Annotated in this window: 28 protein-coding genes and 1 pseudogene; 13 read left to right on the top strand and 16 right to left on the bottom strand. The window is 69.0% G+C overall.

Features of this window, described 5'->3' with window-relative positions:
• Window positions 1–116: 116 nt before the first annotated feature.
• Both ACGFU7_RS42715 and ACGFU7_RS42710 read right to left on the bottom strand, forming a co-directional pair.
• A complete protein-coding gene (locus ACGFU7_RS42715; protein WP_393703664.1) occupies window positions 117–776 on the bottom strand; it encodes a DedA family protein in 660 nt (219 codons plus the stop codon).
• 156 nt (window positions 777–932) lie between these two features.
• Window positions 933–1,370: a DUF4442 domain-containing protein gene (locus ACGFU7_RS42710; protein ID WP_114243348.1), complete on the bottom strand. Its 438-nt coding sequence runs from the start codon at window positions 1,368–1,370 to the stop codon at window positions 933–935.
• 153 nt (window positions 1,371–1,523) lie between these two features.
• On the opposite strand from ACGFU7_RS42710, the gene ACGFU7_RS42705 reads away from it, so the two are divergent.
• Both ACGFU7_RS42705 and ACGFU7_RS42700 read left to right on the top strand, forming a co-directional pair.
• Complete coding sequence (locus ACGFU7_RS42705; protein WP_393703663.1) at window positions 1,524–2,627, top strand: hypothetical protein; 1,104 nt, start codon at window positions 1,524–1,526, stop codon at window positions 2,625–2,627.
• Between the two features lie 63 nt (window positions 2,628–2,690).
• Window positions 2,691–3,995 carry an MFS transporter gene (locus ACGFU7_RS42700; protein ID WP_393703661.1) on the top strand — a complete coding sequence of 435 codons (1,305 nt, stop codon included), beginning with the start codon at window positions 2,691–2,693 and terminating at the stop codon, window positions 3,993–3,995.
• Here the strand turns inward: ACGFU7_RS42700 and ACGFU7_RS42695 are convergent.
• The 4 genes from ACGFU7_RS42695 to ACGFU7_RS42680 all read right to left on the bottom strand — a co-directional run bounded on the left by ACGFU7_RS42695 (window position 3,957) and on the right by ACGFU7_RS42680 (window position 7,162).
• Window positions 3,957–4,802, bottom strand: coding sequence for a spermidine synthase (locus ACGFU7_RS42695; protein ID WP_393703659.1), 846 nt, complete (start codon window positions 4,800–4,802; stop codon window positions 3,957–3,959). The genes ACGFU7_RS42700 and ACGFU7_RS42695 overlap by 39 nt on opposite strands.
• 22 nt (window positions 4,803–4,824) lie before the next feature.
• Window positions 4,825–5,670, bottom strand: a complete 846-nt coding sequence (locus ACGFU7_RS42690) for a patatin-like phospholipase family protein (RefSeq protein ID WP_393703657.1) — start codon at window positions 5,668–5,670, stop codon at window positions 4,825–4,827.
• A gap of 74 nt (window positions 5,671–5,744) precedes the next feature.
• On the bottom strand, window positions 5,745–6,914 hold the full coding sequence (tuf, locus tag ACGFU7_RS42685) for an elongation factor Tu (RefSeq protein ID WP_393703656.1): 1,170 nt from the start codon (window positions 6,912–6,914) through the stop codon (window positions 5,745–5,747).
• Window positions 6,915–7,006: 92 nt separating this feature from the next.
• Window positions 7,007–7,162, bottom strand: coding sequence for a hypothetical protein (locus tag ACGFU7_RS42680; protein WP_393703654.1), 156 nt, complete (start codon window positions 7,160–7,162; stop codon window positions 7,007–7,009).
• Window positions 7,163–7,354: 192 nt separating this feature from the next.
• Here ACGFU7_RS42680 and ACGFU7_RS42675 point away from each other — a divergent pair, with 192 nt between their 5' ends.
• Window positions 7,355–8,068 (top strand): TVP38/TMEM64 family protein, encoded by a 714-nt coding sequence (locus tag ACGFU7_RS42675; protein WP_393703652.1) that lies wholly within the window; start codon window positions 7,355–7,357, stop codon window positions 8,066–8,068.
• A 211-nt stretch (window positions 8,069–8,279) separates the two neighbouring features.
• Complete coding sequence (locus ACGFU7_RS42670) at window positions 8,280–9,152, top strand: undecaprenyl-diphosphate phosphatase (RefSeq protein WP_393703651.1); 873 nt, start codon at window positions 8,280–8,282, stop codon at window positions 9,150–9,152.
• A 344-nt stretch (window positions 9,153–9,496) separates the two neighbouring features.
• Here ACGFU7_RS42670 and ACGFU7_RS42665 read toward each other — a convergent pair.
• Window positions 9,497–9,667 (bottom strand): annotated as a pseudogene (locus tag ACGFU7_RS42665) (transcriptional regulator); the annotation flags it as partial.
• An 819-nt stretch (window positions 9,668–10,486) separates the two neighbouring features.
• On the opposite strand from ACGFU7_RS42665, the gene ACGFU7_RS42660 reads away from it, so the two are divergent.
• The 4 genes from ACGFU7_RS42660 to ACGFU7_RS42645 all read left to right on the top strand — a co-directional run bounded on the left by ACGFU7_RS42660 (window position 10,487) and on the right by ACGFU7_RS42645 (window position 13,027).
• On the top strand, window positions 10,487–10,642 hold the full coding sequence (locus ACGFU7_RS42660) for a hypothetical protein (RefSeq protein WP_393703650.1): 156 nt from the start codon (window positions 10,487–10,489) through the stop codon (window positions 10,640–10,642).
• The gene (locus tag ACGFU7_RS42655) at window positions 10,643–11,098 is read left to right on the top strand and encodes a DUF6233 domain-containing protein (RefSeq protein ID WP_393703649.1); all 456 of its coding nucleotides are present in this window, start codon (window positions 10,643–10,645) and stop codon (window positions 11,096–11,098) included.
• Between the two features lie 177 nt (window positions 11,099–11,275).
• Window positions 11,276–11,629, top strand: coding sequence for a UBP-type zinc finger domain-containing protein (locus tag ACGFU7_RS42650; RefSeq protein WP_393703647.1), 354 nt, complete (start codon window positions 11,276–11,278; stop codon window positions 11,627–11,629).
• A 735-nt stretch (window positions 11,630–12,364) separates the two neighbouring features.
• Window positions 12,365–13,027: a hypothetical protein gene (locus tag ACGFU7_RS42645; RefSeq protein WP_393703645.1), complete on the top strand. Its 663-nt coding sequence runs from the start codon at window positions 12,365–12,367 to the stop codon at window positions 13,025–13,027.
• Window positions 13,028–13,077: 50 nt separating this feature from the next.
• Here the strand turns inward: ACGFU7_RS42645 and ACGFU7_RS42640 are convergent, their stop codons facing one another.
• From ACGFU7_RS42640 to ACGFU7_RS42625, 4 genes are read right to left on the bottom strand one after another with little or no spacing between them, the layout of a single operon-like run.
• Window positions 13,078–13,266 carry a hypothetical protein gene (locus ACGFU7_RS42640; protein ID WP_393703644.1) on the bottom strand — a complete coding sequence of 63 codons (189 nt, stop codon included), beginning with the start codon at window positions 13,264–13,266 and terminating at the stop codon, window positions 13,078–13,080.
• On the bottom strand, window positions 13,254–14,252 hold the full coding sequence (locus ACGFU7_RS42635) for a hypothetical protein (RefSeq protein ID WP_393703643.1): 999 nt from the start codon (window positions 14,250–14,252) through the stop codon (window positions 13,254–13,256). Before ACGFU7_RS42635 ends, ACGFU7_RS42640 begins: the two co-directional genes overlap by 13 nt.
• Entirely contained in the window at window positions 14,252–14,482 is a 231-nt protein-coding gene (locus ACGFU7_RS42630) for a hypothetical protein (protein WP_393703641.1), read from the bottom strand. The genes ACGFU7_RS42635 and ACGFU7_RS42630 overlap by 1 nt, the downstream gene beginning before the upstream one ends.
• Window positions 14,469–15,026: a hypothetical protein gene (locus tag ACGFU7_RS42625; protein ID WP_393703639.1), complete on the bottom strand. Its 558-nt coding sequence runs from the start codon at window positions 15,024–15,026 to the stop codon at window positions 14,469–14,471. Before ACGFU7_RS42625 ends, ACGFU7_RS42630 begins: the two co-directional genes overlap by 14 nt.
• A gap of 261 nt (window positions 15,027–15,287) precedes the next feature.
• Here ACGFU7_RS42625 and ACGFU7_RS42620 point away from each other — a divergent pair, with 261 nt between their 5' ends.
• Both ACGFU7_RS42620 and ACGFU7_RS42615 read left to right on the top strand, forming a co-directional pair.
• Window positions 15,288–15,488 (top strand): CsbD family protein, encoded by a 201-nt coding sequence (locus ACGFU7_RS42620; RefSeq protein ID WP_393703637.1) that lies wholly within the window; start codon window positions 15,288–15,290, stop codon window positions 15,486–15,488.
• Window positions 15,489–15,805: 317 nt separating this feature from the next.
• Window positions 15,806–16,030 (top strand): hypothetical protein, encoded by a 225-nt coding sequence (locus ACGFU7_RS42615; protein ID WP_393703635.1) that lies wholly within the window; start codon window positions 15,806–15,808, stop codon window positions 16,028–16,030.
• 489 nt (window positions 16,031–16,519) lie between these two features.
• Here ACGFU7_RS42615 and ACGFU7_RS42610 read toward each other — a convergent pair whose 3' ends face one another.
• From ACGFU7_RS42610 to ACGFU7_RS42595, 4 genes are all read right to left on the bottom strand, one after another.
• Complete coding sequence (locus ACGFU7_RS42610; protein WP_393703633.1) at window positions 16,520–16,774, bottom strand: LapA family protein; 255 nt, start codon at window positions 16,772–16,774, stop codon at window positions 16,520–16,522.
• A gap of 132 nt (window positions 16,775–16,906) precedes the next feature.
• Window positions 16,907–17,176: a hypothetical protein gene (locus ACGFU7_RS42605; protein WP_383078122.1), complete on the bottom strand. Its 270-nt coding sequence runs from the start codon at window positions 17,174–17,176 to the stop codon at window positions 16,907–16,909.
• A gap of 48 nt (window positions 17,177–17,224) precedes the next feature.
• Complete coding sequence (locus ACGFU7_RS42600; protein ID WP_393703631.1) at window positions 17,225–17,842, bottom strand: HAD family hydrolase; 618 nt, start codon at window positions 17,840–17,842, stop codon at window positions 17,225–17,227.
• Between the two features lie 86 nt (window positions 17,843–17,928).
• A complete protein-coding gene (locus ACGFU7_RS42595; RefSeq protein ID WP_393703630.1) occupies window positions 17,929–18,747 on the bottom strand; it encodes a hypothetical protein in 819 nt (272 codons plus the stop codon).
• A 252-nt stretch (window positions 18,748–18,999) separates the two neighbouring features.
• On the opposite strand from ACGFU7_RS42595, the gene ACGFU7_RS42590 reads away from it, so the two are divergent.
• The 3 genes from ACGFU7_RS42590 (at window position 19,000) to lnt (ending at window position 22,181) form a co-directional block, all read left to right on the top strand.
• Window positions 19,000–19,863 (top strand): universal stress protein, encoded by an 864-nt coding sequence (locus ACGFU7_RS42590; protein WP_393703628.1) that lies wholly within the window; start codon window positions 19,000–19,002, stop codon window positions 19,861–19,863.
• A gap of 68 nt (window positions 19,864–19,931) precedes the next feature.
• Entirely contained in the window at window positions 19,932–20,429 is a 498-nt protein-coding gene (locus ACGFU7_RS42585; protein WP_393703626.1) for a nuclear transport factor 2 family protein, read from the top strand.
• 99 nt (window positions 20,430–20,528) lie between these two features.
• The gene (gene lnt, locus ACGFU7_RS42580) at window positions 20,529–22,181 is read left to right on the top strand and encodes an apolipoprotein N-acyltransferase (RefSeq protein ID WP_393703625.1); all 1,653 of its coding nucleotides are present in this window, start codon (window positions 20,529–20,531) and stop codon (window positions 22,179–22,181) included.
• 18 nt (window positions 22,182–22,199) lie between these two features.
• Here lnt and ACGFU7_RS42575 read toward each other — a convergent pair whose 3' ends face one another.
• Window positions 22,200–22,547: a hypothetical protein gene (locus ACGFU7_RS42575; RefSeq protein ID WP_093900473.1), complete on the bottom strand. Its 348-nt coding sequence runs from the start codon at window positions 22,545–22,547 to the stop codon at window positions 22,200–22,202.
• Window positions 22,548–22,803: the final 256 nt, after the last annotated feature.

Raw genomic sequence — 22,803 nt, 5'->3', positions numbered from 1 at the left:
GAAAGGAAGCGTCGGCCGTTTCCGCGGACCCGCACCGCCCCCGGCCGGCCGGTCCTCAGCCGGTCAGTTCCCTGCCGAGCCAGCCCCCGGCCGGCCGTTCGCGGCGGTACGACCGGTCAGTCCGCCACCGGTACGGTCCCCGCGTCCGGCGCAGAGACGACCGCCGACCGTGCCGCCGCCTTCTTGGCCCGGTTCTTCAGCACCAGCATCGAGGTCACGCCGATCAGTACCGCGACCACCAGGCCGAGGTAGGAGAACCGCTTGAGCCAGGCCTCGGCGACGACCCCCACCGAGTAGACGACGGCCGTGGTGCCACCGGCCCAGACAATGCCGCCGACCAGGTTGGCGATCAGGAATTTCCAGTACGGCATGTGCAGTACGCCGGCCAGCGGCCCCGCGAAGATCCGGAGCAGCGCGACGAAGCGGCCGAAGAACACCGCCCACATGCCCCACTTCTGGAACGACCGCTCCGCCATACCGATCTGGCTCTCGCCGAAGTGCTTGGGGAACTTCCCGCCGAGCCAGGCGAGAAGCGGCCGTCCGCCCTTGCGGCCGATGGCGTATCCGATCGAGTCACCGATGACCGCGCCCGCCGAGGCGCAGGCCCCGAGGATCCAGGGGTTGATTCCGTCGTGCCCGGCAGCCAGAAGCGCCGCGCTGACCAGGACGATCTCTCCCGGCAGCGGAATTCCGAGGCTCTCAAGACCGATGACAACGCCCACCAGGACGTAAACGCTGACCGCGGGGACGGTCTCCAGCCATTCCTGGATGTGCAACGCCGGTTCCTCCCGTACTGATGTCCCGTTGCCCGCCGGACAACTCCTCGGCGCACGGCGGGAATGCTACCTGTCCCGCCAAGTGCGCGAACAGCGCGAAAAGCCGCCACGCCCCTCATCGGGGTGCGCGGCGGCCCTTCGGGGAGCCGTCCCGGATCAGGCGTTCGGGCGCAGCGTCCAGACGACCGTCATCTCACCGGTCACCGCGCCGTCCGCGCGCTGGATCTCGATGACCACGGGGAACTCGGGCCGCTTGCCCTCGTCGAGTTCGGCGACGACATCGGCCACCGGGCGGCCGAGGGTCGCCGTCGCGGTGACGACGCCCATGGCCAGCTTCTTGTAACCGATCTCCGCCTTCACCGCCAGCGGCACGGCACGCGACATCTGGTCACCGAAGGCGGCGATGACGATCGCACCGCTCGCCGATTCCGCGAGCGTGAACATCGCTCCGGCGTGGGGTCCGCCGATGTGGTTGTGGTAGTCGGCCTGGTCCGGCAGGCGGACCACCGCACGCTCGGCGGTCGTCTCCAGGAACTCGAGATTGAGGGTCCGGGCCATCGGAACCGTCGCGGCGAGCATCTCGCCGACAGTCATCTGTTCAGCACTCATGACCAGATGTTACTCACGAGTAGAACTGTTTGGCCATCCCCGGAGCCTCCGCGCCCGGTCCACTGATCGCATCCTTCACCGTCCGCTCACGGGGGCGGGCGTAGCAGACCGGCCACCGCCCCTCTATCGTTACTCGCCATGTGGCCAGGACAGCAGCCGCCCGGGGGCGAGCAAAACCCGCAGGACCAGAATCAGAACCCGTATCAGCAGCCGGGGTACCAGCAGCCGAATCCCTATCAACAGCCGGGATATCAGCAGCAGGGACAGCCCGGACAGCAGCCGGGATATCCGCAGCAGGGCCAGCCCGGAGAGCAGCCGGGATATCCGCAGCAGGGCCAGCAGCCCGGCTACCCGCAGCAGAACCCGTACCAGCAGCCGACCGTGCCGCAGTACGCGGTCCCCGGTCCGCCCGGTGGTCCGCAGCCCGACGGCAACAAGAAGAAGACCACTGCCATCGCGATCGTCGCGGCCACCGCCGTCGTCGTGGCTGCCGTGGTGACCGGTGTCGTCGTGATGAACAAGGACGACAACAAGGGCAAGAACGTCGCCGACGACAAGAACTCGTCGGCGCCCGCCAAGCCGTCCGGTTCCGCGTCCTCGCCCGAGGCGAACCCGCGCGGCGCCGACGGAGACGCCAAGCCCCTGATCGCGGGCTGGAAGGTCGTCACCAATCCCAAGTGGGGCACGCAGTTCGACGTGCCCGGCGACTGGGAGGTCGGCAACCCCGGCACGGCCTCGTACTTCGAGGACGACAAGAAGGGCGACCACTCGCCCCTCATCGGCTTCTCCGCGCCGTCGTTCTACCAGAAGAAGTGGTGCGTGGACGACTCCGACAAGGACGGCACCATGGAGGACATGAGCCTCGCCAGCGCCGGCACCAGGGGCGCCGAGGGCGCCACCGACGCCGCCAAGAACGCCCACAGCGAGGCAGGCACCTGGGCGTGGGCAGCGTACGCGCAGCACATGCCTCAGAGCACCATCAAGTTCACGCCGGCCAGGCAGTACACCACCAAGTCGGGTGTGACCGGCCAGGTCGTCACGGCCACCGCGCCCAATGTCACGAAGCGGAAGAAGTGTGACAGCGACGGCAAGACGATCGCCTTCACCTTCAAGAACAAGAAGGGCGAGTTCGCGTCCTGGGTCCTCTACGGCGCCGATAGCGTCAAGGGCGAACTCCCGGACACGACGATCCAGCAGATCCTGAGCACCGTGCGGCTGGTGGACATCGCTCCGTCCTCCTGACCGTCTTCACCGCCTCCGGGAAAGGATTTGGCAGGGCGGGGTCGCGGCGGCGATAGTCCCTTGGTGACTGACGCTTCCGCCCCCGCGCCCCGCTTGAGCCGCCCCGGCCGCAATTACCGTCTGCTGACCGCCGCCGCGATCATCACGGGCCTGGGTACCCATGGCGCGCTGATCGCGGCGGCGTTCGCGGTTCTGGAGTCGGGCGGTGACGGCGGCGACGTCGGTCTGGTGGCCGCCGCCAGGACCGCACCGCTGGTGGTCTTCCTGCTGATCGGCGGGGCGATCGCGGACCGGCTGCCGCGCCACCGGGTGATGGTCGCGGCGAACGCCCTCAACTGTGTCTCGCAGGCCGCTTTCGCCTGGCTGGTCCTGGCCGGCGATCCGAAGCTGTGGCAGATGATGCTGCTCACCGCGTTGTGCGGGACCGGGCAGGCGTTCTTCAACCCGGCGGCCGAGGGCATGCTGATGTCGAGCGTCAGCCGTGAGCAGGCGAGCCGCGCCTTCGCCCTCTTCCGCATGTCCATGCAGGGCGCGGCGATCGGCGGTGCGGCGCTAGGTGGCGCCATGATCGCGGCGATGGACCCGGGCTGGGTACTGGCCGTCGATGCCGCCTCCTTCGCGGTGGCGGGTGCGTTGCGCGCCTTCCTGGACGTCAGCCACATTCCGTCGCGCGCACCGGGCGGCGGCCTGCTCGCCGATCTGCGGGACGGCTGGCAGGAGTTCATCGGCCGCCCCTGGCTGTGGAGCATCGTGGCGCAGTTCTCGGTGGTGGTCGCCGCGGTGGGGGCCGCCGAGTCGGTGTACGGGCCGCTGGTCGCCCGGGACGAGCTGGGTGGCGCCCGCCCCTGGGGCTTCGCGCTCGCCGCGTTCGGGGTCGGCACGCTGGGCGGGGCGCTCTTGATGATGCGATGGAAGCCCCGGCGGCTGCTGCTGGCCGGAACCCTCGGTGTCTTCCCGCTGGCGCTGCCGTCGGCGGGACTCGCGGTGCCGTTGCCGGTGGCCGGGCTCTGCGTCGTGATGTTCGTCAGCGGCGTCGCCATCGAGGTGTTCGGGGTCTCGTGGATGACGGCCATGCATCAGGAGATCCCGGAGGAGAAGCTGTCGCGCGTCTCGGCGTACGACTGGTTCGGCTCGGTGGCGATGATGCCGGTCGCCACCGCGCTCGCCGGTCCGGTGGAGGCCCTGGTCGGGCGCAGTGAGGCCCTGTGGGGCTGCGCTGGGCTGATCGTGCTGGTCACCGGCGCCGTGCTGTGCGTACCCGGGGTACGCAATCTGACCCGCGCCACCGTCACCACCGAGGTGGTGACGGCCAAGGCGCAGGGGCCGGCCTCAGCCGATGCTGAAGGCTCCGTCGGGCGGCTCGGGTGAGGCGACCGCCTCGCCGTCCCTGACCGGCCCGGCCGCTCCGACGAGCCGGTCCAGCGCGGTGTCGTGCTCGACTCTGGCGGGGAAGGCGTCGGCGGCGCAGCGGCGGGTCAGCGTCGCCGTGTCGATCGGGCTTCGGGACGCGACGAGGACGACGTTGCCGAAGCGCCGGCCGCGCAGCACCGCCGGTTCGGCGATCAGTGCGAGCTCCTCGAAGACGGCCGCGAAAGTGGCCAGTTGGGAGCGGAGGAAGCCGAAGGGCGCGCCGTCCGCGAGATTGGCGGCGTAGATTCCGCCGTCGCGCAGTGCCCGGCGGGCAGCCTGTGCGTACTCGACGGTGGTGAGGTGGGCGGGCACCCGCGAGCCACCGAAGACATCCGCGATCAGGACGTCGACGGAGCCGGGCGGGGTCTGTTCCAGCCGGCTGCGGGCGTCCGTGCCGTGCACGGTGATCCCGCTGCCGTCGGGGACCGGAAGATGCTCGGCGACCAGAGCGAGGAGCCCGAGGTCGGCCTCGGCGACGTCCTGGCGGGAGCCCGGCCTGACCGCGGCGACATAGCGGGGCAGGGTGAGCGCACCACCGCCGAGATGGAGTACGTCCAGCGGTGCGCCCGGTGCCGCAGCGCAGTCCACCACATGGGCCAGCCGTCGCGCGTACTCGAATTCGAGATGGTCCGGCGCGTCGAGGTCTACGTACGACTGGGGTGCACCGTCGACGGTGAGCAGCCAGGCCCTGTCCCGGTCCACGTCGGGGAGGAGTCTGGCGGTGCCCTGGTCCACGTCCCGGATGACAGGTATTGACTCGTTCACTCCCCCATTGTGGGGTGCCGGATCAGCTGCTCACGACCGCAGCGACGGCTTCGGTGTGCGCCGCCGACTGGGCGAGTCCGGCACGGGCCGCCGCGGCCCGGCGGCTCGGGTCGAGGGGGTTGCGGCCGGACGCCTTCTTCGCCGCCGCGTCCGGGGTGATGACCTCCACGCGGGCGCCCTTCGCGGTGAGCTCGGCCGCCTGCGAGCGCGGCGAGGCGATGACCTTGTTGCCACTGGCCGTCGGAGCGATGACGACGACGCGCCCATATCCCGCGGCGAGATGGGCGTTGGCCGGGGAGTGCACCCCGCCGTCGATCCAGGACCGTCCCTCATTGGTGGCGACAGGCCAGACGGCCGGGACGGCGGAGCTCGCGGTGACGGCGTCCACGAGGGGCACTGCGCTGTCCTTGTCGAATGTGTGGAGCTCACCGGTGGCCGCGTCGACCGCGGTGATGCGCAGGGGACGCTCGGGCCAGCCGGACGTCAGGAGACGGCCGGCGATCGCCGCGCGCCGTTCTTCCGCCGTGATGCCGAGGTGGGCGTCCTTCGCGATCCGGGCCGGCTTCCGGCCGTATGCCTCGGGGGTACGTGCGGACAGCACGGCCCCCGCGTAGCGCAGGAAGGTGAGCATGCCGAGCTTGCCGCCGGTCATGCCCTGCGGATCGGCGAGCTGGAGTTCGTACAGTTCCGGAAGGCCGAGCAGCCCGGAGGCCAGCTGCGCGCCGACCACCGCGCCCGCCGAACTGCCGATGATCAGATCAGCGGTGGACAGGTCCACGCCCGCCTTCGCGAGCCCGTACAGAATTCCGGTCTCCCAGGCGCTGCCGGTGACGCCGCCGGCACCGAGCACGAGTGCTGTTTCTGTCATACCGTCAGTCTTGCGTACGGCAGCGGGCCCGCCTCCCGTGGTGTACGGGAGGCGGGCCCCTGGTGCGACACGGCTCAGAGCAGTCCGGTGACGGTGCCCGCGCCGACGGTGCGGCCGCCCTCGCGGATCGCGAAGCCGAGTCCGGTCTCCAGCGGGACGTCACGGCCCAGCTCGACGGTCAGATCGACCGTGTCTCCGGGTCGCGCCACAGCCACCGCACCGAGGTCGACATCGCCCACGACGTCCGCGGTGCGGATGTAGAACTGCGGCCGGTAGCCGGTGGTCACCGGGGTGGTCCGGCCGCCCTCCCTCGCCGACAGGACGTACACCTGCGCGGTGAAACGGCGGCTCGGCGTCACGCTGCCGGGCGCCGCGACCACATGGCCGCGACGCACCCGGTCGCGCTCCACCCCGCGCAGCAGCAGGGCCACGTTGTCGCCGGCCTCCGCGGACTCCATCGGCTTCCCGAAGGTCTCCAGGCCGATGACGACCGTCTCGATGTCCGGGCCCAGCACCGACACCCGGTCGCCGACCCGCACGGTGCCGCGCTCGACGGCTCCGGTCGCGACGGTGCCACGGCCGGTGATGGTCAGGACGTTCTCCACCGACAGCAGGAACGGCGCGTCGGTGTAGCGGACCGGCATCGGCACGTATGTGTCGACGGCGTCCAGCAGCGCCTCGACGGCCGCGGTCCACCGCGGGTCGCCCTCCAGGGCCTTCAGGCCCGACACCCGTACGACGGGGACACAGTCACCGCCGTAGCCGTGCGCGGAGAGCAGCTCGCGGACCTCCAGCTCGACCAGATCGGTCAGCTCGGGGTCGCCCGCGTCCGCCTTGTTGAGGGCGACGACGATGTGGTCGACACCCACCTGACGGGCGAGCAGGACGTGCTCGGCGGTCTGCGGCATGATCCCGTCGAGCGCGGAGACGACGAGGATCGCCCCGTCGAGCTGGGCCGCGCCGGTGACCATGTTCTTGATGTAGTCGGCGTGTCCCGGCATGTCGACATGCGCGTAGTGACGGGTGTCGGTCTCGTACTCGACGTGCGCGATGTTGATGGTGATGCCGCGCCGCGTCTCCTCCGGCGCCCGGTCGATCCGGTCGAACGGGACGAACGTGCCGGTTCCGCGGTCGCTGAGGACCTTGGTGATGGCGGCGGTCAGGGTGGTCTTGCCGTGGTCGACGTGGCCCATGGTGCCGATGTTGAGGTGCGGCTTGGTGCGCACGTATGCCGTCTTGGGCATGGCTCATTCCTTGGAATTCGAAGCTGAGAGAGAAGACCCCAGGGCCCCGCCGACCCTCCCCTTACGGGGTCCGCCGGACTGTCGGGGGAGGGTCAGCTTCGGGCGCCGCCGATGGGCGCTGCGGCAGCGGTGAACGCCGCTGCTGCGACAAGTGCCGCTGCGGTGACGGGGTTCGCGGCAGCCTTCGGCGCGTCCGCGACTGCGGACTGCGCTGCGAGGAAGGCGTACCGGAACATGGGTCCGATCATGGCCGACCAGCATGGCCGCGTCGAATGGTTTTCCGGTGGACGCCGCAGGCCGGACAAGGGAGTTCGGGTTCCGCCCCGCCGTCGGAGATGCTTGGCCGGCGGGACACCGGAAGCGCGCGAGTGATTTCGGCCGCCTGGCTCGTACCGTGCACATTACGGCGATCACACACGGGCGTCGGTTAGTCTCCCCGCATGCTCGACCCCGTCCCCGCCGCCCGGCCCACAGGCGGCCTCGCTGTGCGCTGCACGAGGGCGCTGCTCTCGCCCTGGTCCCGGTTCTCGCTGCTCGTGGCGGTGCTGCTGGCCGCTGCGGCGGCGATGCTGCTCCTCGAACCCCAACGGTTGCTGGCCACCGGCTGGCCCACCCAGCTGAGCGGTGGCGCCGCCGCGGTCATGCTGTTCGGTGTCGCGTACGGCGTGTGCACCGTGGCCTTCGTACCGCGGCCGCTGCTCAATCTCGCCGCCGGTGCGCTCTTCGGTTCGCAGTCGGGGCTGGCCGCTGCGCTGGCGGGCACGGTGCTCGGCGCGGGCATCTCGTTCGGGCTGGGCAGGGTGCTCGGCCAGGACGCGCTCCGTACGCTGCTGCGCGGGCGCTGGCTCAAGGCGGCGGACGGTCAGCTGAGCCGGCACGGTTTCCGCTCGATGCTGGCGCTGCGGCTGTTCCCCGGTGTGCCGTTCGCGGCGGCCAACTACTGCGCGGCCGTCTCGCGCATGGGGTATCCGCCGTTCCTGATGGCCACCGGGCTCGGCTCGGTCCCGAACACCGCCGCGTATGTCGTCGCGGGCAGCGAGGCCTCGTCACCGACCTCGCCCGCTTTCCTGGCCGCGATGGGCTTCATCGTGCTGACGGGACTCGGCGCGGCCGTCGTCGCGTGGCGCAAGCGCCACCGCCTCACCGCCGAGTGATCCGGTACGCAGGGGAGCGGGCACCGGGGCGATGGGCGGGCGCGGGGTACGCGTAACACTGTTCATCTGAGGGCGATACGCTGCCCGCGACCGACCGAAGATCTCCGGGCCCGGCACGGCCCTGCCCACATTTGACCGCAATGCGCACGTTGCCGATGGCTCTCACCGCCGTCGGCCGATGCACGATCACCTCCGGGATGGCCAAAGCCCCATGAGCTGGTTCGAATCGTTCGTCCTGGGCCTCGTTCAGGGACTGACCGAGTTCCTGCCGATCTCCTCCAGCGCACATCTGCGGCTCACCGCAGCGTTCGCCGGCTGGCACGACCCGGGTGCGGCGTTCACCGCCATCACCCAGATCGGCACGGAGGCGGCAGTCCTCATCTACTTCCGCAAGGACATCGTCCGGATCGTCTCGGCCTGGTTCCGTTCGCTGACCAACCGGTCGATGCGCAGTGACCACGACGCCCAGATGGGCTGGCTGGTCATCGTCGGTTCCATCCCCATCGGCGTGCTGGGCGTGACGTTCAAGGACCAGATCGAGGGGCCCTTCCGCGATCTGCGGCTGATCGCCACCACCCTGATCGTCATGGGCATCGTCCTCGGCATCGCCGACCGCCTCGCCGCCCGCGACGAGGCGGGCGGCAGGCACCGGGCCGCCAAGGAGCGCAAGACGCTCAAGGAACTCGGCGTCAAGGACGGCCTGATCTTCGGCTTCTGCCAGGCGATGGCCCTGATCCCGGGTGTCTCCCGCTCCGGCGCCACCATCAGCGGCGGTCTGCTGATGGGGTACACCCGCGAGGCGGCGGCCCGTTACTCCTTCCTGCTCGCGATCCCGGCGGTGCTCGCCTCGGGTGTCTTCGAGTTGAAGGACGCGAGTGAGGGACATGTGTCGTGGGGGCCGACGATCTTCGCGACGTTCATCGCGTTCGGCGTGGGCTATGCCGTTATCGCCTGGTTCATGAAGTTCATCACGACCAAGAGCTTCATGCCGTTCGTCATCTACCGCGTGCTTCTCGGACTGGTGCTGTTCGCGCTGGTGACGGCGGGGGTGCTGAGCCCGCACGCGGGCGAGTCGGCGGGCTAGCCGGGGTTCATGCCAGGCCTCGGCACTGGCTTCGAACTGGAGATTACTGGAGTGAGTCAGAGGCATTCCGAGCCCGCTCGACGTGATCATCTCCCACTCGCCTCCCATTCGATCTCCCACATGACTGAACCAGGGCGAGGCCGCCACCTGGAGGGGTGGACTGCGGTCGCGCCCTGGTCAGACCGATCAACGAATGGCCGCGACACGTGACACGTGCATGACCGTCATGCGTTCGAGCGAGTTTGAACAGGAGTGATCGAAAGAGGCTATGACCGTCCGCTCGCCGCTATAGGAGTGCGCGACGAACGGACGGCCGCACAGGTGCGGGCTCCGGACTCGACGCCGGTCTGCTCTGCGGCGCCGACGATGCCGTGGCCGACGGCGACGAGGCGCCGCCCGATCATGTACTCGCCCTCCCGGAAGTACACCAAGGCCCGGTGGGCTGCCCAGTCCATGCGGTCCAGGGCCACGCTGGAGAGGTCGTAGTAGCCGAGCTTCACCGAGATGTCGTGGGCACCGGGCCGGTACGACAACCGAGCCGGGCAGCAGGTGACCCCGCCGACGGGGGACACAGGCCAAGGCCAGTGCTCCAGGCGCCGTCGACAGTTGGGGCGGTATCAGTCCGCCTCTTCTGTGGCTCTGTTCACTGCGAAAGCAGATCTTGACCGCGCGATGATCTCGGCAAGTGCCGCCGATGTCACCGACCCGTCAGCCGCCGGGTCCTCCACTACCAAAAGCCCCACCGTTGTCATCCTTGGGTACGTCCCTTGGCGAAGAGGGCCGGTTGAGCTCATATGGGCTGAGGCCTTCCCCGAAATCATCTGCAGCCCTCAAGTTTTCGTCGCTTCGCGAGGAAGGCTCGGCCCGTGGCCCCTGCTGTCGTTCCCGAGACCGACGGCGCGCATCCCACCAGACGAGGCCAATCAGAACAGCGACTACAACCACTGCTATGCCGACGGGGAAAATCCAGCGCACAGCCGAAGCGGCCACTGTGATGTCACTGATGGGCACCTGGCTCACATGGTGGCTCATCTGGCCCACGTCCTTCCTGAGGGGACTCCACCGCTCACAAAGCGAGCCAGAGGCTTCCGCTCATTGAGAGAGCCCGCGATGGCCGGAGCCGTGGGAAACTCCAATCCCGCTGCCCTTGTCGGGATCAATCTCGCGGGGTCCGCCTGAACTGGGCGTCTGGCAAGGCTCAAGCTCCCTGCTAAGTCTACGGCGCGGAACATACGGCGGCCGCGCTACGCCGAGGGCCCGCAGCAGGCCAGCGGTGTCTATGCGGCTCCTCTCGTCGACTTCCGTGCAGTTGGCACAGCGATAGACTCGAACGCATGTTCGATCTTCCGTCTGATCTGCCACGCCTCCGCACCCTGCGGACCTGGTACGCCATGTGGCTGGGCCGGATCGACGAAGCAATCGCGGCGGCCGAACAGCAAGAAGCCGAGCAGCAGCAAGGCGAGGAGCGGCGGCCAGCGGCACCGGACTGAGTGATCGAGCTCGCCATCGGCCTCGGCGCCCGGCCCATCGAAGTCCACGCCGGGCACTGTTACGCCATCGGGAAACGCCACCGGGCCATCACCCGCGAGCAGGCCCTCGCCGCACTCGCCGAGGGAATCCGACCCTGCGCGCACTGCCGGCCCGACACCGAACTCGGGGTACTCGGACAGCCTGGCGAAGCGCGCGGCTGGTGGGTCATATTGACCCCTTGGGGCGATTGGGTTTTAGGCCCTACACCGGCCGCGACATCAAGCGCTCCTCGGCTTCCTGCCGCTGGCCTTGCTCACCCCCCTCGTCGCGGCCCCTTCTTTCGGGGGAGATGCGCCCGTTGTCACGCCGTCGCACCCTGGAGAGATGAGCGTCCCGATAGTCATCCACGGCCTGTCCCGCACCGGCGGGCGGAGGGTCACCATCAACGGGCAGATCGTCGGGCTCGCGCACGATGACCGCTTAACCGATCACCTCCCAGTTGACCGGTTCGCTCGTCAGTAGTGAGATCCGGGTCGATGCGTTCGCTTTTACCGAACGCGGAAGGCTTCTACGCCACCGAGGTGTGTGAGAAAGCGCGGCCCGGTAGCACCGATCAGGACACGGCGACCTATCTCTACGGCAGAAGGACATTGATGTCGCAGGCCATTGAGGGTATCGACCCGACGGTACCGCCCAGCGGAACCGTCTGTGTGGAATGTGAAGCGGCGCAGGGCTGGTGGCTGCATCTGCGCCGCTGCGCCCAGTGCGGGCACGTCGGTTGCTGTGACACCTCCCCGAAGCAGCACGCCTCCCGGCACTTCGCCGACACCGGGCATCCGATCATCCAGAGCTTCGAGCCGGGCGAGGACTGGTTCTGGGACTTCCGCGCCAAGGAGATGTTCAGCGAGGGCCCGAACCTGGCACCGCCGCAGCACCACCCGCAGACGCAGACGGTGCCTGGCCCACACGAACGGGTGCCTCTCGACTGGCAGAGGCACACCCACTGAGGCCAGGCCCCACCGGTACGCCGCCCCTGCCAGCGAATTGGCCGATGCCACGACACGGCATCGGCCTCGGCTGTGCCCAGCTTCGCGGTCTTCGCTGGAACGTTGCGGAGGTGGCCGGCCAACCTCACCTCGATCGGCTTGGTCGTCTGCCCGACGTACTTGACCTCGCCGGTTCGCGGGTCGACGAGGCCATAGATCGTGCCGAGGGTTTCAGTCGTCACGGGGGCCCCTGTCCGCGCGTTGACGGTGGCGTGCTCCGCATCGAAGGTGCGGAGAGCCTGAGAGATGGCGCCCACGCTCGGGTTCTTACCCCTGTTCGCGCCTTCAGTGATGCGGAGATGCGGCTGGATCTGCCGAATAGTGAAACCCCGCTCACGGAGGGCGGCGGCCTGGACGGTCAGCGCCTCCGTCATGACGGGCTTACGACCTCCAGGAGTTCAGCATGTCCGCATTCAGGTTCACATCACGACCGATTGATGAACAGTCGCCACGACCGCCGGGAGACCAAGTGGCGGCGACCCAGGGAGCGTTATGCGCTATCTATCGGATTCCAGCGCACTGGCGCTGCTCGGCGCCGCCCCTCGGCAAGTGTGGGTTATGGAGGTCAGGGGCGGCTCGCGCTCCTGAACGATGCCTGACGCCCCATCACCACTCCTTCACTTTCTGATCACAACTGCGTCACTAACAGAGCGTGTGGCTCCCTCCACCCATGCGGCCCGATACGGTCATCTCTCCATGAACCACCCTTGGGGGGACAACTTGAACACCCGCACACTCGTTGCCGCGCTCGGCTGTCTGGCCGCTCTGACCCTGGTCGGCTGCGACCCGGCCACCACGGCCCAGCAGCCCACCACTCCGCCGCCTTCCGCCACCGCCTCGGACACTGCACTGCCGGAGAAGGACGACAACAAGCCTGTCGAGCGCGCGACGGTCGCGAACTTCGTCGGCATGGGCCTGCAGTCCGCACAGGACAAGGCGCAGGCCGACGGCTTCTACCTCCTGACATCCCACGACAGTGCCGGTCGCGACCGCATGCAGGCCTTCGACCGGAACTGGAAGGTCTGCTCCCAGAATCAGACACCAGGGAAGAACATCCCGGTCGACACCAAACTCGACTTCGGAGCGGTGAAGCTTGAGGAATCCTGCCCGTCCAAGGACGAGAAGGAGCCTGCTCCGGCCGGGAACACCATGCCCAACTTTGTTGGAAAGTCCGTCAAGGCGGCGCGAGGAGCCCTCGACTCGGGCGCATCGATCACGATCACTGACGCCAGCGAAGACCGCATGGTCCTGATGGAAAGCAACTGGAAGATCTGCACCCAGGACCCGAAGGCTGGAGCCGCGCTCAACGGCCAGCCTGTTGAGTTCACTGCGGTCAAGTTCGACGAGTCCTGCCCGTAGGTAACAGAAAGGCCCCTCTCGCCCGAAGGCGAGAGGGGCAGGCTTAAGTCCTACACGTCGGGCGCGAGCTCGTACTCGACGGGCGTGTTCCCGCACGTCTGGGCGATGGCGGCCAGGGCACCCACTCCACGGCCGGCCACATCACCGGCCGCTGTCGAACCGGACGGCTCGGACAGCGGGTAGTACGCGGCCAGGAAGGAGAACAGCCCCGTCAGGGTGTCGCGGGTCAAGACCTCCATACCCAGCATGCTGCGGAGCGGCGGCAGCCGGTTGAGGCGCTTGAAGAGGTCTGTCGCGCTGATCGTGACCTTGGACAGCAGCCCCTCCCACTCAACGGGCCATTCGTTGACCATCCCCAGAACCGCGGCTTGATCTGGGCGCCGAGCAGGTCCCACTCAACGTAATCGATGGTGCCGCCGGTGCGGGTGGCGGTGAACTCCACCTGCGTCACGTCCGTGCCCACCCGGGCCGGGGTTGCGAGGGAACGGACCACTGTCCATTCGAATCCGTCGGGGCTGGTTTCCCAGAGCAGGAAGCCGCTGAGCTCGCGGATCCGGAGCCACGCGTGGGCGATGGGGTCGTAGGGGACAGAGATTGCTCCGGCATCGGTAGACGCCACCTCCAACGCCGCGCGCAGTTGGTTGCCGACTGCGTTGCAGGACCAGCGCAGCCGTGTCCCCGCCGTCTGCGAGTAGATCCACATCGACACCGAAGTCGACGACGAGCCGTTGATCCCGGGTATCGTGCACAGCTTCACCGCGAGCATGGATCCAGCGAGATTCCACTCCCGGAAAGATGTGTGACGGGCGACGACACCGGAGGCGAGTGGCTGCCGCAGTCGCCCACCGACCTCGGCCGACCCACCCGAGGCGGTCGACAGGGTCGGGTCCACGATCCCGTCGTCGAAGTCGTCGGCGAGCATTCCCATCGGGTACGGGGCTGCTCCGGTGCGGGTAGGCATGATGGCCTGGCTGATCCGGATCGGCGCGTTGCGCCGCACGAACGGGTAGTACGGCGAATTCGGGTTGCCGGGGGTGAGCGCCCCGTCCTGGTTGTCCAGGGTCAGCGTCGCCGTCCCCGGCTGCGTCTCGGACAGCTCATCCGAGGCGCCCCGGGTGATCGTCACCCCCTGCATCATGTCGACCCGCGGCGTGATGTCCGTCCACGTGATGGTGGCCGGGGCCTGCACCAGACCGCCCCAGCCCATCTCGACCAGCACCGGCATCAGGCCACCCCCAGCTGCACGTTGACGCCCTGCGTCCGCTTCAGCTGCAACAGCACACGCTGCAGCTCCCGACCGACCGCGACCGGGTCCATCGCCCCATGGACGTCAATCTGAATCTGCACCGGCTGAGCATCGGCGCCCCCGCCGACGACCACGGGCCGGCCGATGACCGGCTGCGCGGAAGCCACCCGGTCGGTAACTGCGCCGAGCGTCCGGTCAAGGACCGGCATCCGGTCTGTCAGCCCGGCGGCCAGGCCCTCCGTGCTGTACCGGCCAAGCTGGGCCATCACTGTGGACGGGGACTTGATGCCGAGGGCCTTCTTGATGGCCTTCTGCATCCCCTTGGCGATCTTTCAGCATCTGTGCCTCGATCGCGTCCTGCTGCGACTCCAGCCCCTTCAGGAAGCCCTTCCCGGCGTTCTTCCCGGAGTCGTACATCGCATCCGCGCCGCTCTTCCCCAGCGCATCCGCCCCGTGGTTGAGCTGCGTCTCCAAGGAGTTGATGCTGGTGAACGTCGGCTTGTCCGCAGCCGCCGGCGCGTAGGCGTACCCGGCTTCCGGGCCCATGTCGGGGATCTGCCGCAGCAGCGACTTGTTGAGGCCCTTCTTCGCCAGCATGTTGATGTACGAGGTGAACGTCTTCAGCTTGGCCAGCTTCTGCGCGAGCCCGGCCTTGATGCTGCCTGCGGACACCTCCTCGTCGGCCATGCCGAGACTGCCCAGCTCGGCTGCCTGCCGGGCGCCACGCGGGCGAGTCGGCGGGATAGGAAGCATCCGGGCCCACTTTTGGCGCCCGGGGGCGCTCGTCGGCCTACTCGAACGAATATTGCCAAATAAAGACTCGAACACTGAACACTTCTCCGAGTCGCAGCAATCAGCCGGCAAGCGGGACAGGGACACGTCGAGCGCAACGGGGCGGTATGACAACCGTCCGGCCGGCGAAGAGCCCCGTCGCCACCCCGCGCACACCGCGCGATCCCATTCGATCCGTCCTAGTTTGGGCAGGGCAAGCATTCGTCCACGCGAGGAGTCAAAATGGCTCACGGAAGCGGCAAGGACAAGCTCACAGGCAAGGCGAAGGAAGCCATGGGCAAGATGACTGGCAACCGACGCAAGGAAGCCGAGGGCAAGGCAGACCAGGCCAAGGGGCGGGCGAAGGAAGCCCTTGATGACGCCCAGAAGCGCATTCCCGGAAAGTCTGGCCCGAAGGACCCGCTGATCACCGACGACGAGTAGGTGCAGGCCCCGAGCCCCCATCCGAGCGGTGGGGGCTCGGTCACGCCCGCAACACGACGACCGAAGATGCTCAATCTGCCGGCTTTCGCGGTGGGCAGGGGCATCTGACCGAGCTCTTCGTCGGTGACCGGCACGACGGACATGCGGACCTCCCAGACCCCCTGGGGCTGCCGGATGGCAGCCCCAGGGCGCGAGTCGGGGAAGAAGGCCAGGGGCGACCGGGCCACCGCCCTTATCCGGATCCTCATGCCGAATCCGCACCCACGCATCCGGGCCGGCCAGATGCGCCCGCCGTCACCCCAGGCCACCCTGGAGTCATGGCGACACCACCGATCACCATCCACGCGCCCACCCCGTCCGGTGCTCGGCCCGTGAGCGTGCACGTCAACAATCGCGACGCGAGGCTAGGACTCGCGCACAACGATCACGACCTCATCGTGTTCCTCGCCGACGCCGGACTGAAGGACCCGGAGCGCATCCTCGACAACCCTGCCGTGGTCCAGTGGCAGGGCACCAAAGCGCATAAGGTCGAGGCCGCCTAATTTCACGGCGGCCAAGAGCAGCCGAGCGGGCACAGGCCAAGGACGTCAGCGCCCCGATAGTCGTTGGGCACCCGCGACGGGCCGCCTTCCGGCCTTGAGCTCGGGAACATAGTTGTAGAGCCGTGGTACGGGAGATGCGGAGCAGCTTGGCGATGGAGGCGATCGACGCCTCAGGGCCGGCGAGCACGGACCGGGCGTGCAGAATCTGCTCCTCGGTCATGGCTGGCGGTCGGCCGATGCGCTCACCGCTGCGGTCAAGTACGACGAGACCTGCCCCTAGGTACGCAGGAAAGCGCTCCCTTCCGCCGAAGCGGAAGGGAGCGCTTTCACGAAGGCTCGTTGTCCGGCGGCGGAATGTCGGGTTCAAGAAGTGGCTGGCCGCACACCCGCGCTTCCACGACAAAGTCTACGTACTGCCGACGAACCTGCGGCTCAGTGCACTAACAGCCCTTACAAGCGAGGCCCCGGTCCGGCTTTCCGTCCACCGGCTCAGCGCTTCGCCCGGCGGTGGGCCAGGAATCCGCCTATGACCAGTCCGACCAGCAGGGTCACGGTCAGTACCGCCCAGAGCGGCAGGGTGACGGTGGGGACCCACAGCCGGATCTCGACCGATTTGGTGTTCGCGGCGATGAACCAGATCGCGATAACTGTCAGCAACACGATCCCGATGGTGCGTATCCGTACGTCCCGGCCCTTGACGGTCAGGGTCGGCGGGGCATGCGGTCGAGACGTCTTCTGTGCCATGGTTCCAGTATCGGGCGATTCAGGCTATTAGTCCTGGCAGGTCTGGCAGGTCTCATTCATCGCACTCTGCAGTGCGGGCTCATCGGCAGCCACCGGCCGCACCCGTACGACGTGATGCGCCTGTGTGACGGGTCAGGGTGTGTCGCCCTGCCAGTCCCACCGGTCGAAGTCGCCGTCCCTCGGCCCGTACTCCGCTCGGCCGCCCGGGCCGAACCGCCCGATCTCCGTGTTCAGCGCCGCTCCCTCGCGCAGTGCCGTCTCCGTCCAGCCGGTCACATCGAGGAGCAGCCCGTCGAGCGGGCCGCCCACCAACTCCCGGTAGGAGTGACCCGGCTGGGGCCCGGGGTCGGGATCGTCATGGTCGGCGCCGTACACGCGCCGCTGCCGCATCAGCTCGTCCATAGGGGCAGGATCGCACCCGGCACTGACAATCGCAGTGGGCCGGAAGCCTCACGGCCTGCACCGGTGCCCCAAGTGTGTCTCGATACTTTTGACCGTCTCGGCGTTGGACTCGAACAGGAGCCCCCGCATACCGGCCGCTTCCGCCGCGGCGACGTTGACGCTGCAGTCGTCGATGAAGAGACAGTCCGCGGGCTTCACCCCCAACCGGGCACACGTCACGTCGAACGCGGCCGCTTCGGGCTTGGAGATGCCGATCTCGTGCGAGTAGACGATGTCGTCCACCAGATCACCGAAGCCGTACAGCTTCTCCTCGCGTTCCCGGGCGCCGACAAAACTGTTGCTCAGGATGCCGAGCCTGCAACGGGAGCCGAGGGTCCGTACGTAGTCGATCAGTTCTTCATTGGGGCTGCCGAGGTACTCCTCCCACAAGTCGGCCATGAACGCCTCCGTCTGCACCGGGCCCAGGCCGAGGTCCGCCGCGACCCGTTCACGTACCTCGTGCTCGGTGATCGTCCCGATGCTCCCCGCATTCCAGACGTCTCCCAGCCGCTGATGCATGGAACCGGGCGGGAGACCGAGTCGCTGCTCCCACGCCACGTCCCATCCCGTTGCCGGAGTCATCTCCAGCACTCCACCGATGTCGAATACGACGCAACGCGATTCCATCCGGACCCCTTCCGCTGATTACGACACGCACACGCTGGGGCTTACCCGGGGGGAAGGTCAAGGAGCGGATGGCGCACCCCCGTCGGTCAGTACGCTGCGACCGCCCACGCCAGCGCCCCGACGACGACCGCCGCACAGCACCCCGCGGCAGCCCGTACGACGGAGTGGCGGGTGCGCGCGCTCCAGGAAGTGCGGGCCAGGAGTCGGGCCAGCGCGGGCAGCACCAGGATCGCGTGCAGGCCCACGCCGTGCAGCGGCTTGAGCGATGCCGTGGAGCGGTAACCGGCCCACTGGTGTCCGGTGCGGGTGAGATACACACCGCGGGCGATCATGGCGACGCCCGACAGCAGCCCGACGAGGAGAATCGCCCAGCCCGACCGCAGAGCGAGAGCCATCCCGGCGGGCCCCTGCGGAGGCCGGGTGAACGAGGCGACCGCGAAGGTGGCGAGGATCCCGACCAGCAGTCCCCCGCCGACAGCCAGTGACATGGAGACTGCCGTGTCGAAAGGGCTCTCCACGTTGAAGTGGGACGGTACGCCGCGCCATGCCTGAAGCGTGATGCCGCCGACCTCCAGCACGCAGTCGGCGGCGAACAGCCCGAGCAGCACGGCCCGGGTCCGGTCCCCGATCCGTACGTACGAGGTCACCCAGGTGACCGCGACGAGCGTCAGGCCGAAGGAGAGCCCGAAGGTCACCGGCTTGCGCCAGGACACCGGACCCGCCCAGGGACCGCCGTCGACAGCGAAGACGACCAGGTGAAGCAGCCCGGAGACGACGAGCGCCGCTCCTGTCGCGTAACAGAGTGCTTCGACCGGGCGCAGGTTCCGCCATCCGGTGATGAGAGGCAGCGGACCGGCTCTCCCCGGCTCCGGTGCGGTTGTCGCCGCTGCCGGCTGGATCTCCATGGCCGGAAGCATCCCTCGGTGTGCGCCCGGCGGGCGTCGTACCGGCGGAGGCGGTCCCCCTACGCCCCGCGGAGTACCCGTGATGCCATCGCCGGACCGCGGCCGGCCGTAGCGTACGTGGCATGCCGCGGCCTGATGGGCGTGGTGGCATCTGCCCGGATCTTCGTGGGCAGATGGGGCCGAAAGTCCCTGCCGTACGACGCGTGCGCGTACCAGCCTGGGACATGTACCGCCGGAACCTGGAGGGAAATCATGACCACCACCGAGCTTCCCGTGATCGCAGCCGTCGACGGCTCGTCGCACAGCCGTGAGGCACTCGACTGGGCCGCCCACGAAGCAGTCCGCCGGGGGCTCCCGCTGGTGATCGTGCACGCCCGGACTCCGAACCGGCGCACCGGTCAGGAGACGCAGCAGCGCGAGGCGGAGGAGCTGCTCACCCGGTCCGTACGAAGGGTGTCCGAGATCGCTCCAGATCTGCACCCGTCGACGCTCGCACCGCTGGACTTCCCCTCGGCGGCGCTCACCTCGCTCAGCCGTGATGCGTCGCTGGTGGTCGTCGGCTCGCGCGGTCTGGGCGGTTTCCGGTCCCTGATGCTCGGCTCCAACAGTCTGGCGACCGCCTCGATGGCCCAGTGCCCCGTCGTCGTCATCCACAGCGGGCCGTCGGACGAGGACGAAGCGGAGGCGGCCGAAGCCTTCTGCGACATTGTCGCGGGGGTGGCCGCAGACGAGAGCAGTGAAGCGGTACTGGAGTTCGCCTTCGCAACGGCCGCCTCCCGGCCCGGTGCGCGGCTGCGGATCGTGCACGGCTGGACGATGTTCTCCTCCATGCTGTGCGGCGGTCCCGTCTTCGACCGGGACGCGGCGGCAGGTGCGGCCGAGCGGACGCTGGCCGAACTCACCGCCGGCTGGCGGGAGAAGTACCCGCAGGTCGAGGTCGTCAGGGAACCGGTCGGCGGCTCCGCTCCACGCACCCTGGTCACGGCCTCGGCGACCGCGGCGCTGACCGTGATCGGGCGGCGCAGGGGCGGTGAGTCCCTCGGGCTCGGGCTCTCCCCCGTCGCACAGACCACGCTCACGCATGCGCTCGGCCCGGTGGCCGTGGTGCCCTGCTGACAGTTGTGCCGGCCCGTCGTGCGTGCACGCCCCTTGGCCTCGGACGCCGGCGGGCAGAGACTGACCCGATGACGCAGCGCGTGGATCTCTCGACCGTGATGGACCAGCTGTCCATCGATGCAGTGATCACCGGCTATGCGATGGCGGTGGACGACGGCGAATGGGCGGACTACCGGGCCCTGTTCACCGCGGACGGCCGCGCCGACTACCGCAGCGCGGGCGGTATCGAAGGGCCTGCCGCCGAGGTCGCCCAGTGGCTCGCGGAGACCATGCGGCTCTTCCCCGTACGCCAGCATCTGATCGTCAACCGCCGGCTCGACATCCAGGACCTGGGCGGCTACCCGGGCGACGGCGCCGAAGTGCGGGCCGACTACCTGAACCCGATGCGGCTGGAGAGCACGGCGGGCGGCGAGGGTGGCTCCGGGGTACGGGCGACCGCGCCGAACTTCGTCTCCGGCGGGCGGTACGCCTTCACGCTGTCGCGCACGGAGCGCGGCTGGCGGATCCGGACCGTGACCGTGCACGAGAAGTGGCGCGGCACAGCGGGCTCGGTCACCCCGGGCTGAGCCCGCCCATCGGTGCTTCCGCCCTCTCGTACGGGGGAAGAACTGCGGAACGGGTAACCAGGGAGGACACTGCTGATCAGCAGGACGAGGAGGCGCGGCATGCGGATTCCGGCCGGTCGGCGCGAGCAGTGGGAGCGGATGCTGCGGTCCGGCCGGTGGCGTGGCTGCCTCGCACTGCTCGCCGGTGCGCTGCCCGCGCTCGCGTTCCCGGCGCCTTCCCTGTGGTGGCTCGCCTATGTCGGTCTGGTGCCTTGGCTGCTGCTGATCCGGTCCGCCGGTACGGGGCGCCGGGCGGCGCTCGACGGCTGGCTCGGCGGAATGGGCTATCTGCTCGCTGTGCACCACTGGCTGATGCCGAGCCTCCATGTGTTCATCGTGGTCCTGGCGGCCCTGCTCGGTCTGCTGTGGGCGCCGTGGGGACTGCTCGTCTTCCGGCTGCTGCGCGGGCCGGCTTCCGTCGCAGCAGCTGTGGCTGCGGTCGTCGTGGTGCCGTGCGGCTGGCTGATGATCGAGCTGGCCCGCTCCTGGGAGGGGCTCGGCGGTCCCTGGGGGCTGCTCGGCGCGAGCCAGTGGGAGGTGGCTCCGGCACTCCGCGTGGCATCCGTCGGCGGGGTGTGGCTGGTGAGCCTTCTGGTGGTCGCGGTGAACACCGCTGTCGCCCTGCTGTTCGTGGCCACCGCCGCCCGTACGGTCGCCGTCGTCGGCCTCGTGGTGTGCGCCCTGGCCGTGGGGGCGATGGCGCAGTGGGCACCGCAGCCCCAGCGGTCGGGCGTGGCCAGGATCGCCGTCGTTCAGCCGGGTGTGATCGCGGGTCCCCACAGCGTCGAGCGTCGGCTGGCCGTCAGTGAGCGACTGACGGGCACGCTGGCGGGACGCGATCTCGATCTGGTGGTGTGGGGCGAGAGCAGTGTCGGTGTGGATCTCTCCCGGCACCCGGACATCACCGCCCGGATCGCGGCACTCTCGCGTCGGGTGGGCGCGGATGTGCTGGTCAACATGGACGCGCGGCAGACCGGCGGATCGGGTCGGACGGGGATCTTCAAATCCGCGGTGCTGGTGGGTCCGGACGGACTGACCGGGGATCGGTACGACAAGATGCGGCTGGTGCCGTTCGGCGAGTACGTCCCGGCCCGTTCGGTGCTCGGGTGGGCCACGTCCCTGGGCAAGGCGGCGGGCGAGGACCGGCTGCGGGGCACCCACCCGGTGACGATGTGGCTTCCCGGAGCTGCCGGAGGGAAGGGTCTGCGCATCGGGCCGCTGATCTGCTTCGAGTCCGCGTTCCCCGACATGAGCCGGCGGCTGACCAGAGACGGTGCGCAACTGCTGATCGACCAGTCGTCGACCGCGTCGTTCCAGCACAGCTGGGCTCCCGAACAGCACGCCTCGCTCGGGGCGCTGCGTGCCGCCGAGAACGGCCGCCCGATGGTGCACGCGACGCTCACCGGCATCAGTGCGGTGTACGGCCCGCGGGGCGAGCGGATCGGTGCCCCGCTCGGCACGGATGCGAGTCGGGCGGCCGTTTTCGACGTACCGCTGGCGTCCGGTACGACGCTCTACGTACGGCTGGGCGACTGGCCGCTGCACGGGGCGTCGGCGGTACTGGCCGCGTTCTGTGTCTTCGAAGGGGTGCAGTCGCTCAGGAGGCGCGGCCGGGGCGGGCCGGCCGGTGCGAGCGGCGCGGCGGCTCCGGTGGCTGCCTCGTCCGCCGAGCCCAACGAACCCACCGGATCCGCCGGTCGCTCCAAGCCGTGAGCCCGGAGAGCGGCAGGACTATCCGGGGCCGTTCACGGAGACGATGTGGCCCTGGGCGTCGACGGTGAGCGAGACCCGCTCGACCTTGTTGGTCACGGCCAGCACCAGCCACACGGCGCCCCAGAGAAAACAGGTGAACACCATCAGGATGGCGTGCAGCACATGATTCAGCGGCCGGCCCCGGACCATGACGACCTGAGTCTCGGAGCGTGACTCCACTCGCCAGCCGCTCGCGATCCGCTGATTGACCGCCCAGTCGAGGATCAGCCCGCGCTGCATCGCGTCGGGCGGCCGCCCGTCGGCCGAGTAGTAGCCGGGCGGCGGCTGGAGTGCTCCCCAGCCCTTTGGCTCGTCGTGGGGCCTCACGAGGTCACCTCCACGGGCCGGTGGTCCATCCCCCCAGCCTGCATCGGAGCGGGGCCCGACGCATCCCGAGGCCGAAGGGCCCCGGGCGCGGCGCATCCCGAAGCGGAAGGGCCCCGGGCCGGACAGACCCTAGAAGGCTCATGAAGATCTTGGGTTTTGGCCCTGCTGCGTGAGTGGCAGGGCCAGACTCGTCATGTGGCGATGGGTGAGTGGGTCGGTGAGACCGTCGGGCCGGACGTGTGGGAGACGTGTCGGG

The organism is Streptomyces sp. NPDC048473 (assembly GCF_043200155.1).
Lineage (GTDB): Bacteria > Actinomycetota > Actinomycetes > Streptomycetales > Streptomycetaceae > Streptomyces.
Note: the sequence above shows the minus strand (reverse complement) of the source record. Positions and strands in the feature narration are given on the sequence as shown.